Source organism: Micromonospora craniellae, assembly GCF_014764405.1.
Classification (GTDB): Bacteria; Actinomycetota; Actinomycetes; order Mycobacteriales; family Micromonosporaceae; genus Micromonospora; species Micromonospora craniellae.
In genome coordinates this window covers 4,129,389-4,146,160 of sequence record NZ_CP061725.1, presented here as the reverse complement: position 1 = coordinate 4,146,160, position 16,772 = coordinate 4,129,389, and the positions used below count along the sequence as shown (strand labels likewise).

Here is a 16,772-nt window from a genome sequence, read left to right as displayed (position 1 = left end):
CCGGGCCGGTGTCCCCGGCTGGCCTGCGACACACGCACGCTAACGGAAGGCCCGGATCACCGCCAGGGTGGCGTGTACGTCGAACTGGTGCCCGTCGTCGCTGCTCCAGCCGCCGTCGCTGCGTTGCGTATCGGTGAGCCGACGGCGGGCCGCGACCATCGTCCACTCCTGCTCGTCGACCTCGACCCGGCGCAGGGTCGAGGCGAGCCAAGCGGCGTCGGCCGGGGACGCCTGCGGCATCCGCTCGGCGAGCACCGCCTTGATCCGCGCCGACTCGTAGAACAGCTGCTGCCGGTGCAGGACTGCCGCGCTCAGCCAACCAACGGCCAGGAAGGACGGCCAGCTGCCGTCGGAGCGCAGCTGCGCGGCGAGCGCCTGCCCGGCGGCGTGCACCACCCCGGCGTACGCGCCGCCGACCCGGTGGTCCAACGGCCCGGCGGCACGGGCGTCCAATCCGGCCACGGTGAGCCAGAAGGCGGCGTTGGCGGTCAGGTAGAGCCGCGCCTCCGGGCTGCCCGGCCGGGCCCACTCCGGGGCGGTCTCGGCCAGCGCCGGATCCTCCTCCCAGCAGCCGTCGCGCTGTTGGCCGGCGGCCAGCCAGTCCAGCGCGCGGCGGGCGGCCGGGCGACCCAGCGCACCGAGGTCGTCCAGTTCGGCGAGGCGGAAGCAGGTCGCGTCGACCGACGCGACCTCGTCGCCCCAGGAGGCGGGCCAACCGCCGCCCGGGGCCTGGCCGACCTCGGCGCTGTCCAGCGTCTCCGGCGGCGGTGGCGTGCCGGTGCGCAGCCAGGAGAGGCGGGCACGTTCGACCGTGTCCCCGTGAGCCACCACGAATCCGATCGCGGCGTCGATGTCGACCACGGCGGCCACGCTACCGGCGGAAACTTGATCCCGCCTCGGTACAACGGGCAGGTGGGACCGGCCGACAGCCGGGTGTTTCGGACCGTCGACGGCCGGATGCTCGGACCGTCGACGGCTGGGGTGTTAGGAGGGGTCCCTTTCTATACCTGAGGCGTTAGAAAGGGGCCCCTCCTTACATCAGTACGCGGGCAGGGAGGGATCGATCTGCTTGATCCAGGAGAGCACGCCGCCCTGTACGTGCACGGCGTCCCGGAAGCCGGCCGCCTTCAGCGCGGCGAGCGCCTCGGCGGAGCGGACCCCGGACTTGCAGTGCAGCACGATCTGCCGGTCCTGCGGGAGCTGGGACAGCGCCTCGCCGGAGAGGATCTCTCCCTTGGGGATCAGCGTCGCACCGGGGATGTTGACGATCTCGTATTCGGCCGGCTCCCGCACGTCGACCAGGAAGACGTCCTTGCCGGCGTCCTGCCACTCCTTCAGCTCGGAGGCGGTGATGGTCGCGTTGACGACCGCCTCCTGGGCCTCCTCGGAGACCGCGCCGCAGAAGTCCTCGTAGTCCTCCATGAGGTCGGTCAGGGTGGCGTTCTCGCCGCAGAGCACGCAGTTCGGGTCCTTGCGGACCTTGATCTTGCGGTAGCTCATCTCCAGGGCGTCGTAGACCATCAGCCGGCCGACCAGCGGCTCACCGATGCCGGCGAGCAGCTTGATCGCCTCGTTGACCTGGATAGAGCCGATCGAGGCGCAGAGCACGCCGAGCACGCCGCCCTCGGCGCAGGAGGGGACCATGCCGGGCGGCGGGGGCTCCGGGTAGAGGCAGCGGTAGCAGGGGCCGTGCTCGGCCCAGAACACCGACGCCTGGCCGTCGAACCGGTAGATCGACCCCCAGACGTACGGCTTGCCGAGCAGCACCGCCGCGTCGTTGACCATGTACCGGGTGGCGAAGTTGTCCGTCCCGTCGACGATCAGGTCGTACTGGGCGAAGATGTCCCGGACGTTGTCCCGGTCCAGCGCGGTGTTGTGGATCTCGACGTTGACCAGCGGGTTGATCTCGCGGATGCTCGCCGCGGCGGACTCGGCCTTGGACCGGCCGATGTCGGACACCCCGTGGATGATCTGCCGCTGCAGGTTGGACTCGTCGACGGTGTCGAAGTCGATGATGCCGAGCGTGCCGACACCGGCGGCGGCCAGGTACATCAGCGCGGGCGAACCGAGACCCCCGGCGCCCACACAGAGCACCCGGGCGTTCTTCAGCCGCTTCTGCCCGGTGACTCCCACATCGGGGATGATCAGGTGACGGGAGTAGCGGCGGATCTCGTCAACGGTCAGCTCGGCGGCAGGCTCGACGAGCGGGGGCAACGACACGGTGGACTCCCCGGGATCGATGTGGCGGTCAACCGGGCCATTGTTGCTCGCCGCCCCGCCCGGCGACCATGAGCAGCGACACGTCGCCCGGCATGCGGGAGCGGGAATAGCCGACAGCCGAGGTCAGGTGGCCGGGTCGCCGGCGTACCGCACGCCGTCGAGAAAGGGCCAGGCGTTCGCCCGGCAGCCGTCCAGGCCGTACGTCTGCTGCTGCATAACCGGCGCCGGTCGGCCCGGACCGGGGCACGCCTGGTGCCCCTCGCCGAACTCGTGGCCGACCTCGTGGTTGATCACGTAGGCCCGGTACACCGCCAGCGGCGCCCCGTAGTCGGGTACCGCCTCGGACCAGCGCGCCAGGTTGATGACCACTTCCCCGGGCAGCCGGCACGAGGTGTAGCCCTCGGTGCTCAGGCCACCGGTCGCGCACATCGCCTCGGAGGTGGCCGGGGTGGCCAGGTAGACGGTGAAGTCGGCGTACTCCGGGTCGTCGACCCGCCGGACCCGCAGCTCCCCCGACCCGATCCAGCTACGCGGGTCGCCGAGCACCGTGTCGACCTCGGTGGCGAAGGCGTCCGGATCCTGGCCGGCGCCCTGCTCGACGGCCACCCGGTAGGACACGACCGGGCCGTCCAGGCCGCGTACCGGGGACTGGCCGCCGGCCACCGCGAAGCTGCCCACGCCCGCCGTCGGGTACGCCGGCCCCGGTTGCGTCGCCGTGTCGTCGTAGGCCCGGCCGGCCGGTGCCACGCCGGTCGGGCGATCCCCGGTCGGCGCGATCCGCAGCACGACGGTGACCGTCAGGGCCAGTGCCACCGAGAGGGTCACCGCCAGCCGCCGCCGACGCCGCCGGGCCGCCGGACGCCGCCCCGGCGGCGGACCCTCCGGCCGGGATTCCGGCGGTGGGTCCGGCAGCCCGGGGCGACCGTTGAGGGGCGAAGACGGCATGAGGCCATCGTCGCACCATAATCGGGCGTATCAGCGTATTACCGCACCGTCGGTTCACCTTTACAGCGGAGGACCGGCGTACCGCTTCCCGTCCAGGTACGGCCAGGGGTTGGCGACGCACCCCTTGAGGAAGAGGGTCTGCTGCATCATCACCGGTGCCGGTTCACCGCGTCCCGGGCAGCGCTCGTGCCGGTTGCCCAACTCGTGCCCGACCTCGTGGTTGATCACGTAGGCGCGGTAGAGCGAGAGCGGAACCTCGGCCTCGACGTAGTGCGGCACCGACTGCCGCCACCGGTCCAGGTTGATGATCACCTTTCCCGGGGCCCGGCACGAGGTGTACGGGCGGCCACCGATCCGGATGTCGACCCCACCGGCGGCACACATCCGCCCCGCCGTGGTGGCCGTCGCCAGATAGACGGTGAAGTCGTACCGGGACGCCGTCTCCACCTGCCGCAACCGCAGCCGCCCGCTGTCCACCCAGCTTCCCGGACCCGCCAGCGCCGCCCGGACCGCGAGGGCGAACTCGCCCGCGTCCACGCCCGCACCGGACTCCACGGCGACCCGGTACCGCCGCGCGTCACCGGCCGCACCCAGCACCGGCCCGGTCCGGTCGTCGTAGTCGAACCGGCCGGGCCCGGACGATGGGACCGGCCCGGACTCCCGCAACACCGGCACGGGCGACGGGACGACCACCGACGGCGACCCGGGCGAAGTCGAGGGCACGGGCGAGGACAGGGCCACCGGCGGGGACGTCACCGCCGTCACCTCGTCGGCGGAGCCGGCCGGAGTCCGGGTCGCGCCGGTCACCAGCGCCGCACCGGCCCCGACGGCTACCACCAGCACGGCCAGCCGGAGCAGCACGGCACGCCGCCGCCGGGTGGTCGTGACCGGCTCAAGCGAGTGGCTGTGTCGGCCGGTGAAGCGAGATCCACGACGACCAGCAGGACTGCGCATTCGCGTCATCCTGCCAGGTCATCCCTCCCGAGCGCAGTCCTCCGACTCGGTGAGAAGGCCGACCACGGCCCGCGCCACCACGCGCGGCACCTCCAACTGCGCGACGTGCCCGACCCCGTCGAGCATCAACAGTCGACTGTCCGGAATGACCCGCGCGGTCTGAGGGGCCACGCGTACGTCGACCAGCCGGTCCTGCCGCCCGCCGACCACCAGCGTGCGCGTCCCCACCGAGCGGGCCATCCGCCACAGTGACCCCGACCCCGGCAGGTACGACCGCAGGAAACTGGAGACGATCCCCCGGAACGTGCGGACGTACGCGGCGGCGTAGTGGGTCGCCTCGTACCGCACCCGGATCTCCTCCACCGCCTCCTGCCGGCGCTGCTCGGAGATCCGGCTGAGGTCGGCCACGCACGCCTCCATCACCTGCTGCGCCATCACCTCCGGCGCCATCTGGGCCAGCCGCCAGGCGGCCAGCCGCTCGGCCCGGGGGATCGCCAGCAGCGGCAACATCCGACCCTGCAACGACCGCCGGAAGTCGAGGAACGGCAGGGCCGGCGACACCAGGGTCAGCGTCCGCACCAGATCCGGCCGCAGCGCGGCCACCCGGACCGAGATCGCCCCGCCCAGCGAGTTGCCGAACAGGTGCACCGGGCCCCGGTCGGAGTGCTCGATCCAACGGATCACCCGGTCCGCGAAGGACGGCAGGGTGTACCGCAGACCCGGCTCGCTGCGCCCGAACCCCGGCAGGTCGATCGCCTGGCCGTCGAGACGGTCGGCGAGCAGGCCGGCCAGGTCCGTCCAGTTCTGCGACGATCCGCCCAGGCCGTGCACGTACAGCGCCGGGTCCGCGTCCGGGCCGGTGGCCGGCGTCTCCCGGACGTACGTCACGGTGCCGTCCAGGACAACCTTCCGGCCCGGCCAGGGCGGTGGCATCGAGGGCGCGGGCAACAACCGATCGGGCCAGAGGGTGGCGGGCTTCACCACTCCAGTCTGCCCCGGGCCGCTCAGGCCAGCAGAGCCTCCAGCCGGCGGTTCACTGCGGCCAGGCTGGCCCGCACCACCGCCTGCCGGGGGTCGCCGGCCACCAACGCGGAACCGGCCAACTGCTCGACCCATCCGTCGCAGACCAACAGCACCACGACGGTGGCCACCTCGCAGTTGCCGAACGGCACCACGGCGGCGTGCTCCACGAAACAGCGTCCCCGCTCGGCGGTGGCGTCGACGCCGTGCAGCAACTCGTCGATCGCCGCCGCGGCGGCCACCGCGCACAGCCGCAACACGTACCCGTCGACGGCTGGCCCGGTGGCGTACCCGGCGGCGTTCTGGTCCCCGGCGAGCAGCCGGACCTCGACGGTCGCATCGAGCCCGAACGTGCTGACCTGGACGTGGTCGAGCACCACCCGGGGGCCGGGCACCCCGCCGGTGTCCAGGGGCCGGGACGGCGCGGACTCGGTCGTGGTGAGCTGTCCGCCCGAGTAGGAGGCGCCGAGCGTCGCCGGGCTGCCCGTCGGGCCGGTTTCCTCGACGACGGCCCGTCCCCGGGGCGGGGCGGGCGTCGGACGTCGACGTCGGGCGGGCTCCGGCTCGGTCCGGACCGGCGGAGCCTCCGTCCGGGCGCCAGCCGGGCGGACCACCGGGCGACGGGGCTCGGCGGGCGGGCGCGACTCGCCGCCGTCGCGGGTCTCGGTGGACCGGCGGCGTACCGGCGTGGCCGGTGGTCCCGGCACTCCGCTCGGCGCGGCGGCCAGCCCCATCCGTTCCTGGAGCAGGCGGGCCACGTGCCGGCTCACCTCCGCCGGGTCGGCACCGTCGGCCAGATCCAGACGCAGGCTGTGGGCGCCGGCCGGGGTACGCCGCAGGGCCGCGTCGCGGACCCCCGCCACGCCCCGCACCGCGTCGAGGATCGCGTTGACGTCGAAGCCCTCGGGCCGTTCCCGCAACGGCGCCGGTTCGTCGTCGCGGCGGAGATGGGTGGCGATCCGGGCGAGTTCCGGAGTCTCGGCGGGTGGCTCCACGGCTGGCGGCTCCGGCACGACGGGCACGTCCGGCTCGGCGGGGACGCGCTGCGGCAACACCGCCGAGGTGCTGTCCGGCGATCGGTCGCCGGCCGGCTCGGGATCGGGGGCGGATCGGCGGGCCGCGTAGGGGGCAGCGCTCGTCGGTACGGGCGCGGACGGGGTGCGTTCACGGTGCGTGGGCACGTCGGACGCCGGAGCGCCGGTCACCGGTTCGGTGTGGGCCGGTGTGGCGGGCGGGCAGGGCGAGGCGGGCGCCGGAGCGGTCGGCCCCGGGTCGCTGGGCACCGGACGGAGTCGGAACGGCCGATAGGCCGGTTTGCCGGAGTCGTTCGTGGCCTCGGTCACCGGCGGCACGGGAGGCTCCGGCGGGGTCGTCTCGCGTGGTCCGGCCGGCGCGGCGGCCGGCGGTGCGCTGGCCTGGCCGAGCGCCCACGGCGGGCGGTCGTCGGCGGGCGGTGGGCCGCCGACCCGCGTCCCCCAGGGCAACCCCTCCTCGGTACGCGCGCCCCACGGCAGACCTTCTTCGGTACGCGCGCCCCACGGCAGACCCTCGTCGGCCGGGGCCGCGCTGACCGGACGGGCCTGCCAGGAGGCGTGCTCGTCGGCGGGCGCGCCGCTGACCGGGGACATCGACCAGGCCGGGCGCTCGTCGGCCGGCGCGCCGCTGACCGGGGACGTCGACCAGGTGGGCCGCTCCTCGGCTGCCCACGAGGGCCGGTCCCGCGTCGGTGGCGCGGCGGTCGGCTCGTACGGTCGGGACTGCTCGACCGGCACCGGCTCGTAGGGGCGGGTCGGCTCCGCCCGGACCGGCTCGTACGGCCGGCTCGGCTCACTGGTCCAGCTCTGCGCCGACGTCTCCCGCGCACGCCGGCTGCTCTCGTCCTCGCCGCGAGCCCAGGACGGCGCCCAGTCGCTCGGCGGACCGGAGCGGGCCCAGCTCGGCCGCTCGTCGTCGGCCGGCTCGCCTCCCGCCGACCGACCGGCGCGCCGGTCGGCACTCGGCAGGGGCCAACCACCGACCTGGTCGGCACCGAAGCGGTCACCCGACGGGCCGGAAGGCTCGGAGGCGGGGTGGGACGCGCCGGTCGACTCGGCCGGGTAGGGCTCGTCCCAGCCGTGCGACCGCCCGACGGACGGGTCGTCCCCGGCCCGCTCGGCGGTGGGCGCGTGCAGGCCGGGCGGCATCTCGAAACCGGAGGCGGCGGTGCCGACGGGCGGCACCTGGACGGCGGGCGGCGCCGAGGTCGGCAGCCCGGAGGTCGAGGTCACCGGCTGCTCGCCGGAGGGGGTGGGACGCGGCGCCGGCACCACCAGCCGGTCGTGGCCGGCATCACGACCCGAGTCACGCAGGCCGGGTGGGGCACTGACCGGGGTGTGTCGACCGGCCGACGACTCGTCGCCGGGCTGCACGCCGTTGACGTGGTGTCCGTTCGTCCGTGTCGCCCGTTCCAGCTCCGGCTGGTCACCGGCGGGAGCGGGCAGGTCGGCGTAGCGTGGTGAGGCGGTCGCCCAGCCGGAGGGCGGCTCGGCGCGACGCCGGGGGGCACCGAGGTCGCGGGAACCTTCCGTCCCCCACGACCAGTCGGCCGCCGACGGTGCCCACCCGTTGCCGGAACGGGCCAGGTCATCCCGCTGACCCGATCCGTCGCCGTGCTCTCCCGGGGTGGCGGCACCGGGTTGCCCTGCTTCACTCACCGCGCGCTCCTTGGTCGCCCCCGCTGAGGCTACCGTGTGGCGACAGTGGCGATAAGTTACAGCGGCGGGCCAATTCCGCGCGGGGCCATGGCGGCCCTGAGCGGTTCGGGCGAAATGCGGCCCGTACTACAGACTCGGAGGTTCCCATGACCGCTGTGGGGAACGGCGCCCAGGCCAGCGGCAGGCCGACCCGCCTGCCCCGTTCGGCACGCCGCAAGCAGCTGCTCGCCGCTGCTCAGGAGGTATTCGTCGCGCAGGGCTACCACGCCGCGGCCATGGACGACATCGCCGAGCGGGCCGGGGTCTCCAAGCCCGTGCTGTACCAGCACTTCCCCGGCAAGATGGAGCTCTACCTCGCCCTGCTCGACACGCACTGTGACGCAATCGTCGCCAAGGTGCACGACGCGATGGCGAGCACCACCGACAACAAGGAGCGGGTCAGCGCGTCGGTCCGGGCGTACTTCGACTTCGTCGATCACGAGAGCGAGGCGTTCCGCCTGGTCTTCGAGTCGGACCTGCGTAACGATCCGGCCGTGCGGCAGCGCGTGGAGCGGGTCGAGCAGGGCTGCATCGCGGCGATCACCGACACCATCATCTCGGACACCGGGGTCAGTCGGGCGCACGCGGAGCTGCTCGCCTCCGGCCTGGTCGGCGCGGCCGAGACCGCGGCGCAGTTCTGGCTGGCCCGCGGGCGGCAGGTGCCCAAGGCCGAGGCGGAGGCGTTGGTGGCCGCGCTGTCCTGGCGGGGCATCGCCAGCTTCCCGCTGCAAGGTGAGTCAGCCTGAACTCCCACCTTGTGATCGGATAGCCTTCGCACGGCGACCATTTCGCCCGACGGAGGAGGCACAGTGGAGGTCAAGATCGGGGTGCAGTACGCACCGCGCGAGCTGGTCCTGGAGAGCGCGCAGTCGCCGGCCGAGATCGAGCAGATCGTGACCGACGCGATGGCCAGGAGCGAGGGCGGCACGCTCTCCCTGACCGACGAGAAGGGCCGGCGGGTCATCGTGCCGGTCAGCAAGGTCGCTTACGTCGAGATCGCCGAGGCGTCGCCTCGGGCGGTGGGCTTCACCGTCCGCTGACGATCAGTTGTTGAGGCCGGCGGCGGCCATCCGCGCGGTGTGCGCGGCGGTCAGCCGCCGGAACAATCCGGCCACGTCCGTCCGGCCGTCGGCGACGATCAGCGCGGTCAGCGCCCCCTGGTCGGCGGCGACCACCCGGCCCGCCTGGGACAGCGCCTCGCCGACCAGTCGTCGGGCCCACATCGACAACCTCCCGGCCACCTTCGGGTCCGCCGAGACGGCGTGCCGGATCTCGGCGGCGGCGAACTCCGCGTACCGCGACTCGTGCAGCACGTCCAGGACCAGTTGCCGGTCCGGCTCCCGCAGCGCTTCGGCGATCTCGCGGAGAAAGTCGTCGGTGATCCCGTCTCCCACGTACGCCTTGGTGACCGCCTCGGCCCAGTCCCGGGGCTCGGTCGAGTCGTGGTACCCCTGCAACGGCTCGACGTAGGCCGCCATCGCCTCCTCGGGCGGTACGCCGAGCACGCCGAGCCGGTCGGCCAGCCGCCGGTAGTTCGCGATCTCGGCGGCGGCCATCTCGCTCAACGCGGCCCGACGGCGTAGATCCGGGGCGAATCGGGCGTCAGCCGCCATCCGCTCGAAAGCGAGCAGTTCACCGAGGGCCACCAGGCCCAGCAGGTCGGCGACGGCGTGATCGGGCGCGGCGGGGGCGGACACCCGCGCAGGCTACCGCCCGACGGCCCCTCCGGGAGCGTCCGGCGGACCGCCGCCGGAGGGGTTGACCAGGAAGACACGACCAGATTCGTGTGATACAGGTCACATGGAAGCTCTCTCGACAACCCTTGCCGGACCGGAATCGGGACGGCCCTACCCCTGTTCAGGTAACATGGACGAGTTGCCGTAGGCGCCGATCCCGACCGGATTCAGATCAAACCCGGTCGAAGTCCGACCCACGGCGCGCGTGCGGCCCGGTCCGCTCGGCTCTCTGCCGCCGACCGTGTGGCCCGCGCCATACCGAACGCGCCCTGAGGACATGATGGGGCGCACCCACGAGAGGGCACCCCCAAATCCACATGAGTGAACCGATTCAAGACCTCACAGACGGCCAGGAGCTGGCCCCGACCGCCCCGGTCCGACCGGAGGCGCCGACCTTCGCCGAGCTCGGCGCACGCGCCGAGACCGTCGACGCGCTGGCCGCGGCCGGCATCACCCGCGCCTTCGCCATCCAGGAGTACGCACTGCCGATCGCGCTGCGCGGCGCCGACCTGATCGGGCAGGCCCCGACCGGCACCGGCAAGACCCTCGGCTTCGGCGTGCCGCTGCTGGAGCGGGTCTTCGCGCCGAGCGAGGGCGGCGACGGCCTGCCGCAGGCCCTGGTCGTCGTACCCACCCGTGAACTGGGCATCCAGGTCGCCAAGGACATCGCCGCCGCAGGCCGCACCCGGGGCGTACGCGTACTGCCGATCTACGGCGGAGTGGCGTACGAGCCGCAGGTCGACGCGCTGCGCAAGGGCGTGGAGATCCTCGTCGGTACGCCGGGTCGCCTGCTCGACCTGGCCAAGCAGAAGCACCTGCGTCTGAACAGCGTACGCGCGCTGGTGCTGGACGAGGCCGACCGCATGCTCGACCTGGGCTTCCTCGACGACGTCGAGCGGATCCTGGCGATGCTCCCGGAGGACCGGCAGACCATGCTGTTCTCCGCCACCATGCCGGACCCGATCGTGACGTTGTCCCGCCGGTTCCTGCGTCACCCGATCACGATCCACGCCGGGCACACCGCCGAGACCGGCCCGTCCCCGCAGACCGAGCAGCTGGTCTACCGCACCCACTCGATGAACAAGATCGAGATCGTCGCCCGGATCCTCCAGGCCAAGAGCCGTGGCCTCACGATGATCTTCACGCGGACCAAGCGGGCCGCCGACCGGGTGGCCGAGGACCTCGACTTCCGCGGCTTCGCGGTCGCGGCCGTGCACGGCGACCTCGGCCAGGGTGCCCGGGAGCGGGCACTGCGCGCCTTCCGGGCCGGCAAGATCGACACTCTGGTCGCCACCGATGTCGCCGCCCGGGGCATCGACGTCAGCGGTGTCACCCATGTCATCAACTACGACTGCCCCGAGGACCAGGACACCTACACCCATCGGATCGGCCGGACCGGCCGGGCCGGCGCGACCGGTGTGGCGGTGACCTTCGTCGACTGGGACGACATGCCGCGCTGGCGGATCATCGACAAGACGCTCGGGCTGGACATGCCCGACCCGCAGGAGACTTACCACACCTCCCCGCACCTCTACCCCGACCTGCACATCTCGACCGAGGTGACCGGTACGCTGCCGACCGCCGAGCGGACCCGCGCCGGGTTGGCCGCCGAGGTCGAGGAGGACCTGGGCGGTCGCTCCCGCCGTGGCGGCGAGCCGCGCGGCGCCGGACGGCGTCAGGGTCGCGGTCGCGGTGACGGCGGTGGACGGGGCGAGGGCCGAGGTCGCGGCGAGGGACGGGGCGAGAGCGGTCGCGGGCAGGGCGGCGACGCCGGGCCGGAGGCCGCCGAGCTGTCCGGTGAGGGCACCCGCACGCCACGTCGCCGTCGGCGTCGCCGGGCCGGCGAGGTCATCGCCGGTGTCGACGGGACCAACCCGACCGAGACGGGTACCCCCGCCGAGGCCGCCACCGGCACCGAGGGTGGCGCCGAGACGCCCCGACCGCGTCGCCGCCGACGCCGCCGGGCCGCCGCCTCCACCACCGGCGGCGCCACCGAGGCGACCACCGACTGATCCCGCTCCGCCCGGTCAGCGGGCGGAGCACCCGGCAGGTATCCGCACCGTCACCGCGCCGTCGACCAGAACCGGTCGCCGGCGCGGCGGCGTCCTGCAGGGGCGTGCCCGGCGTCACCGACGGCCCGCCGATGTCGGCGTACCCCGGGCCGGCGTGGAAGATGGAGCGATGCCCGAACCGTTGGACTCCGCCCTGGCCGAGGTCCGCTCGATGCTGCTGGACCCCGCGCTGACCCGGGCCGTGGCGGCCGGTCGCCGACGCGGCCAGCGGCCCTCCGTGGTCCGGGCCGAGCTGCGGCCGGTCGCGCTCAAGGCCGGCCCGAGGTTGCAGATCTCCACGTCCGACCGCGACCGGCCGTACACCCGCAACGTGGCCCCCGGGCCGGAGGCGGACGCGGCGGTCGAGGCGCTGCTGGCCGAGCCGTTCGGCAACTGGCACGTGGAGACCACCGGGGCCACGCTCCAACTGCGGGTCACCAAGTCGGGCGAGGCGCAGGTGCACCGCAGCGCGAGCGAACGCCCGGCCGCCGGTGCCGCCGGACACGACCGGGCCAAGGAGTACCTGCTCGACCCGGGTGACCCGCTCTTCGCCGAGATCGGCGGCTCGGCGGCGAAGCGTCGTCAGGTGGACGCGTTCCTGCGGGCGCTGGTGGCCACGCTCCCCGCCGAGCCGACCGGGGAACCGGGCCGTCCGCTGCGCGTGGTGGACCTGGGCTGCGGCAACGCGTACCTGAGCTTCGCCGCGTACCGGTATCTCTCCGGGCTCGGGTGGGACGTCGAACTGGTCGGCGTGGACGTACGGGACGACCAGCGGCGCCGCAACACCGCGTTGGCGCAGCGGCTGGGCTGGGCCGACCGGGTGCGCTTCGTGGCCGGCGCCATCGCCGACGCGGTCGTCGACCCGGCACCTGATCTGGTGCTCGCCCTGCACGCCTGCGACACGGCCACCGACGAGGCGCTGGCCCGTGCGGTGCGCTGGGACGCCCTATGGGTACTGGCCGCGCCCTGTTGCCACCACGACATCGCCGCGCAGCTCCGCGCCCGGCCGACCCCCGCGCCCTACGAGCTGCTGACCCGGCAGGGGATCCTCCGGGAGCGTTTCGCGGACGTACTCACCGACGCGCTGCGCGCCGGCCTGCTGCGCCTGCACGGCTACCGGGCCGAGGTGGTCGAGTTCGTCGACTCGGTGCACACCCCGCGCAACCTGCTGATCCGGGCACGGCGCACCGGTGCCGAGCCGACCGCCGCCCACCAGGCGGAGTATCAGGAGTTGGTGACGCGGTGGCGGGTCTCACCACGATTGGAGACGCTGCTCGCGCCGCAGGCCGCAAAACGTTGACCAGGCTCGGTTCCGGCATCGTTGTCGTCTGTTCGATCAGTCAATTGCTTCCCATCCGCCGCGTACTACTCTCGAAGAGCGCACCGTCGGGTGCCGGTCGGGAGGGCATACCCACCGGATGGGTTCGGCAGAGATTTCGCCGCAGATGGCGTTCGCGCGCTTCGTCCGTCGTGCCATCGACGACGCCCGGAAGGAACGCGGATGGACGGTCACCGACCTGGCCGGGCACACCGGCGTCGGCCGGTCCACCGTCTTCCGCTGGCTGGCCGGTGACTGGCAGGACTACCCCGAACTGGCCAAGGTGCGCGGCTTCTGCGCCGCGCTGGACCTGCCGGTGGCGGCGGCTTTCCGGGCGCTCGGTCTGCCCGACGCCGGCCCCGGCCCGTGGCGGCGCGGCGACGAGGGTCCGGTCGAGGCCGACGTCCGGATGATCCTGCAACGGCTGGCGGATCCGGCCGTGCCGGCCGAGGAGAAGCACCACATCCGTGACCTGCTGCGCTACCTCGCCCGCCGGCCGATCCGCCGGGCCGGCTGACCGGCTAGCCGACGGTCACCGTGAACTCGGCGGTGCGGACCGTGCTGCCGGTGGCGAAGTCCAGATAGAGGCGGTAGCGCCCTGGCCCCGGTGCGGTCAGCCAGAACTGGATCGCACCGTCGACCAACTCCGCCTCGGGGTGCACGTGCAGGTACCCGAGGTCCCCCTCGCGCAGCGCGACGAGGTGACCGTACGCGCCGAGGTAACGCTCCAGCGTCGGGCTCGTGCCGTCCGCGCCGGTGACCCGGAAACTCAACGGCACGGTCAGCCCGGGTTCGGGGCTGCCCTGGTATCCGACGGCCAACCCGTCGACCGTGTCGGTGGCGGCCGGGGCAGGCAGCTCCCGGGGCTGGTACGTGCCGGGGGCGACCAGGTCCACACCGAGCGTCGTGGCGGTCTGCCGGCCGTCGTCGGCGAGCGCGGTGAAGTCGGCGTACGCCCGCCACAGGCCGGGTTGCGCCAGGGTGAGCGGCACCGACCAGGTGCCGTCCGTCGCCATGGTCGGGTGCAGGTGCTGGTAGCCGCTCAGGTCGCGGCGCACCACGATGACGTGCATCGGCTTGTCGTGCACGACCGCGAACCGGGTGACCGTGCGGCGCTGCCCGTCCTCGATCCGGAACCGCAGCTCACCTTCGCGTCCGGCGGTGAACTCGGCGGACAACGGCGCGAGGGTGTAGCCGTCCCGGCTGATCGCCAGCCCACCGGCCTCGGCGGCGGCCTCCTGGTCGGCACCGTGGGAGTGCGCGCCGACGCCGGGGGCGTGACTGTGGTCGGCCAGCGCGCTGTCCGCCGTACCGCCGCCGGCCGCCGCCGGGCCGCCGCCGTTGATCCGGCCGAGCCCGAAGCCGAGCAGCACGGCGAGCACCAGCCCGCCGACCACCAGGGCCAGCCGTAGTGTGGCCCGGTCCGGCGTCGCGGAGACCCGGTCGGTCTCGCCGTCCGCCGCCGGTCGCTCGGCGACCCGCACCGACCCGAACGCGGGCGCGTCGGGTTCCTGGTCAGCCATGCGCCCACCGTACCGTCGGGTCGTCCGGCCCTCCGGCGGGTCCGGCCGGTCGTGGCTCCGGTCGCACCCGCGGTGTCAGCCGGCGACCGCGAGGGCCAGCGGCAGGACGTCGGAGGCCCCGGCGCGGCGCAGTTCCCGGGCCGCCATCGTCATCGTCCAGCCCGAGTCGACCAGGTCGTCGACGAGCAGCACCGGCCCGTCCAACCCGATCAGGGCGTCGGCGAGCGGGTCGGGCACGGTGAGCGCGCCGTGCAGCGTGCGTACCCGCTGGGCGCTGTTGCCGCGCGGCCCGGCCGGCGGACCGGCCGAGGTGACCCGGCCGAGCAGCGGCAGCCGCCCGACCGCCGCGATCCGCTCGGCCAGCGACCCGACCAGCACCGGGTGGGTACGCGAGTCGACCGCGACCACGCCCGCCGGGCGGTGGGGCCACGGGTCGTCGCCGTGTGCCCACGCCTTGAGCACCTCGATCACGGCGGCGGCCACGTCGTCGGGGAGCACGCCATCCGGCGTGCCCGGCCCGACCAGACCCCGCAGCCGGCCACCCCAGCCGAGGTCGGAGAGTCGGCCGACGGCCCGGCCGGGCAGTGCCTGCTCCGCCGGGGCGATGCGCCCCTTCAGTGGTACGCCGACCGCGTCCAGCCCGGTCGGCCAGAGCTTCTTCGGCGCGAGCGGCACGCCGGGGCGGCCCAGGAAGGTCTGCGCGGCGGTCAACGCAGCCGGTGACACCTCTGCCGTGAACAGCGGCTCGGCGCACCGGTCACACCGCCCGCAGTCGGCGGCCTCCGCGTCGTCCAGGCAGTCCCGCAGGTAGCGCATCCGGCAGTCGGTCGTCGCCGCGTACCCGAGCATGGCCTGTTGCTCGTCGGCGCGGGCGGCGGCGACGCGCCGCAGCCGGGGCTCGTCGTAGACCCAGGGTTCGCCGGTGGCGAGCCACCCACCGCGCACCCGGCGGACGGCGCCGTCCACGTCGAGCACCTTGAGCATCAGTTCCAGCCGGGCCCGGCGCAGGTCGACCAGCGGTTCCAGGGCCTGGGTGGAGAGCGGCCGGTCGGTGTGCAGGGCGGCCAGCACCGCGCGGACCTGCTCCTGCGGCGGGAAGGCGAGCGACGCGAAGTACCGCCAGATGGCCTGGTCCTCGGTGCCCGGCAACAGCAGCACCTCGGCGTGCTCGACCGCCCGGCCGGCCCGGCCGACCTGCTGGTAGTAGGCGATCGGCGAGGGCGGCGCGCCCAGGTGCACCACGAAGCCCAGATCCGGTTTGTCGAAGCCCATGCCGAGCGCGCTGGTGGCGACCAGCGCCTTGATCTTGTTGTCAAGCAGGTCCTGCTCGGCGGCGCGGCGGTCGGCGTCCTCGGCCTGCCCGGTGTATGCGGCCACCGACCAGCCCCGCGAGCGCAGGAACTCGGTGGTCTCGGTCGCCGCCGCGACGGTCAGCGTATAGACGATGCCGGAGCCGGGCAGCCGGTCCAGGTGGTCGGCGAGCCAGCCGAGCCGGTGCGCCGGGCTCGGCAGGTCGAGTACGCCCAGCCGCAGCGACTCCCGGTCCAGGCTGCCGCGTAGCACCAACACGTCCGGTCGCGGCTGCCCCGGCGTGACCGCCTCGGTGCCGAGCTGCTCGGCCACGTCCCGCGTCACCCGCTCGTTGGCGGTGGCGGTGGTGGCCAGCACCGGCGTCTGCTCCGGCAGGTTGCCGAGGAAGGTCCGCAGCCGGCGGTAGTCCGGCCGGAAGTCGTGCCCCCAGTCCGACACGCAGTGCGCCTCGTCCACCACCAGCAGGCCGGTGGTGGCGGCCAACCTCGGCAGCACGCCGTCCCGAAAGTCCGGGTTGTTGAGCCGCTCCGGGCTGATCAGCAGCACGTCCACCGCACCGGCGTGGATCTCGGCGGTGATCTCGTCCCACTCGTCCAGGTTCGCCGAGTTGATGGTGCGGGCCCGGATACCGGCGCGGGCCGCCGCGTCGACCTGGTTGCGCATCAACGCCAGCAACGGCGACACGATCACGGTGGGCCCGGCCGGCTCCCGGCCGTCCAGCTCCTGCCGCAGCAGCGCGGTGGCCACGAAGTAGACCGCCGACTTGCCCCAGCCGGTGCGCTGCACGCAGAGCACCCGCCGCCGGTCGACCGCCAGCGCCTCGATCGCCCGCCACTGGTCCTCCCGGAGCCGGGCCTCCTCGCCCGCCAGTCGGCGCAGCACCGCCTCGGCCCGTTGCCGGCTCGCCGTCCGTTCCTGGCTCATCCGGCCTTTCTACCAGCACCGTCGGACCATCCGCCCGC

At 73.9% G+C, this 16,772-nt stretch carries 13 protein-coding genes and 1 pseudogene; 5 read left to right on the top strand and 9 right to left on the bottom strand.

The annotated features are described in order from the left end of the window. Nucleotides 1-39: 39 nt before the first annotated feature. From ID554_RS18690 to ID554_RS18665, 6 genes and pseudogenes are all read right to left on the bottom strand, one after another. The gene (locus ID554_RS18690; protein WP_117226310.1) at nt 40-912 is read right to left on the bottom strand and encodes a prenyltransferase/squalene oxidase repeat-containing protein; all 873 of its coding nucleotides are present in this window, start codon (nt 910-912) and stop codon (nt 40-42) included. 126 nt (nt 913-1,038) lie between these two features. Further along, nucleotides 1,039-2,290 (bottom strand): annotated as a pseudogene (moeZ, locus tag ID554_RS18685) (adenylyltransferase/sulfurtransferase MoeZ). Nucleotides 2,291-2,343: 53 nt separating this feature from the next. Next, entirely contained in the window at nt 2,344-3,165 is an 822-nt protein-coding gene (locus ID554_RS18680) for a DUF3152 domain-containing protein (protein WP_117226312.1), read from the bottom strand. Between the two features lie 60 nt (nt 3,166-3,225). Then, a complete protein-coding gene (locus ID554_RS18675; RefSeq protein WP_411710940.1) occupies nt 3,226-4,128 on the bottom strand; it encodes a DUF3152 domain-containing protein in 903 nt (300 codons plus the stop codon). Between the two features lie 9 nt (nt 4,129-4,137). Then, nucleotides 4,138-5,100 carry an alpha/beta fold hydrolase gene (locus ID554_RS18670; protein WP_117226466.1) on the bottom strand — a complete coding sequence of 321 codons (963 nt, stop codon included), beginning with the start codon at nt 5,098-5,100 and terminating at the stop codon, nt 4,138-4,140. A 23-nt stretch (nt 5,101-5,123) separates the two neighbouring features. After that, nucleotides 5,124-7,832, bottom strand: coding sequence for a hypothetical protein (locus ID554_RS18665; protein ID WP_117226314.1), 2,709 nt, complete (start codon nt 7,830-7,832; stop codon nt 5,124-5,126). Nucleotides 7,833-7,978: 146 nt separating this feature from the next. Between ID554_RS18665 and ID554_RS18660 the strand changes: the two genes are divergently transcribed. Then, nucleotides 7,979-8,617: a TetR/AcrR family transcriptional regulator gene (locus tag ID554_RS18660; protein ID WP_117226315.1), complete on the top strand. Its 639-nt coding sequence runs from the start codon at nt 7,979-7,981 to the stop codon at nt 8,615-8,617. A 63-nt stretch (nt 8,618-8,680) separates the two neighbouring features. Further along, the gene (locus tag ID554_RS18655; RefSeq protein ID WP_117226316.1) at nt 8,681-8,911 is read left to right on the top strand and encodes a DUF3107 domain-containing protein; all 231 of its coding nucleotides are present in this window, start codon (nt 8,681-8,683) and stop codon (nt 8,909-8,911) included. Nucleotides 8,912-8,914: 3 nt separating this feature from the next. Here ID554_RS18655 and ID554_RS18650 read toward each other — a convergent pair whose 3' ends face one another. Continuing rightward, complete coding sequence (locus ID554_RS18650) at nt 8,915-9,568, bottom strand: ferritin-like fold-containing protein (RefSeq protein ID WP_117226317.1); 654 nt, start codon at nt 9,566-9,568, stop codon at nt 8,915-8,917. Nucleotides 9,569-9,924: 356 nt separating this feature from the next. On the opposite strand from ID554_RS18650, the gene ID554_RS18645 reads away from it, so the two are divergent. The 3 genes from ID554_RS18645 to ID554_RS18635 all read left to right on the top strand — a co-directional run bounded on the left by ID554_RS18645 (nt 9,925) and on the right by ID554_RS18635 (nt 13,493). Beyond that, nucleotides 9,925-11,619, top strand: coding sequence for a DEAD/DEAH box helicase (locus tag ID554_RS18645; protein WP_117226318.1), 1,695 nt, complete (start codon nt 9,925-9,927; stop codon nt 11,617-11,619). Between the two features lie 169 nt (nt 11,620-11,788). After that, complete coding sequence (locus tag ID554_RS18640; RefSeq protein WP_117226319.1) at nt 11,789-12,958, top strand: class I SAM-dependent methyltransferase; 1,170 nt, start codon at nt 11,789-11,791, stop codon at nt 12,956-12,958. Nucleotides 12,959-13,076: 118 nt separating this feature from the next. After that, entirely contained in the window at nt 13,077-13,493 is a 417-nt protein-coding gene (locus ID554_RS18635; protein WP_117226320.1) for a helix-turn-helix domain-containing protein, read from the top strand. Nucleotides 13,494-13,497: 4 nt separating this feature from the next. Here ID554_RS18635 and ID554_RS18630 read toward each other — a convergent pair whose 3' ends face one another. Beyond that, on the bottom strand, nt 13,498-14,499 hold the full coding sequence (locus ID554_RS18630) for a hypothetical protein (RefSeq protein WP_223884149.1): 1,002 nt from the start codon (nt 14,497-14,499) through the stop codon (nt 13,498-13,500). Between the two features lie 75 nt (nt 14,500-14,574). After that, nucleotides 14,575-16,734 carry a RecQ family ATP-dependent DNA helicase gene (locus tag ID554_RS18625; protein WP_117226321.1) on the bottom strand — a complete coding sequence of 720 codons (2,160 nt, stop codon included), beginning with the start codon at nt 16,732-16,734 and terminating at the stop codon, nt 14,575-14,577. Nucleotides 16,735-16,772 lie beyond the last annotated feature (38 nt).

Bases quoted from the DNA above. Each gene is read 5' to 3' on its own strand.
- ID554_RS18680 (WP_117226312.1), bottom strand. From the start codon at position 3,165: ATGCCGTCTTCGCCCCTCAACGGTCGCCCCGGGCTGCCGGACCCACCG.
- ID554_RS18675 (WP_411710940.1), bottom strand. From the start codon at position 4,128: ATGACGCGAATGCGCAGTCCTGCTGGTCGTCGTGGATCTCGCTTCACC.
- ID554_RS18660 (WP_117226315.1), top strand. From the start codon at position 7,979: ATGACCGCTGTGGGGAACGGCGCCCAGGCCAGCGGCAGGCCGACCCGC.
- ID554_RS18645 (WP_117226318.1), top strand. From the start codon at position 9,925: ATGAGTGAACCGATTCAAGACCTCACAGACGGCCAGGAGCTGGCCCCG.
- ID554_RS18640 (WP_117226319.1), top strand. From the start codon at position 11,789: ATGCCCGAACCGTTGGACTCCGCCCTGGCCGAGGTCCGCTCGATGCTG.
- ID554_RS18635 (WP_117226320.1), top strand. From the start codon at position 13,077: ATGGGTTCGGCAGAGATTTCGCCGCAGATGGCGTTCGCGCGCTTCGTC.
- ID554_RS18630 (WP_223884149.1), bottom strand. From the start codon at position 14,499: ATGGCTGACCAGGAACCCGACGCGCCCGCGTTCGGGTCGGTGCGGGTC.
- ID554_RS18625 (WP_117226321.1), bottom strand. From the start codon at position 16,734: ATGAGCCAGGAACGGACGGCGAGCCGGCAACGGGCCGAGGCGGTGCTG.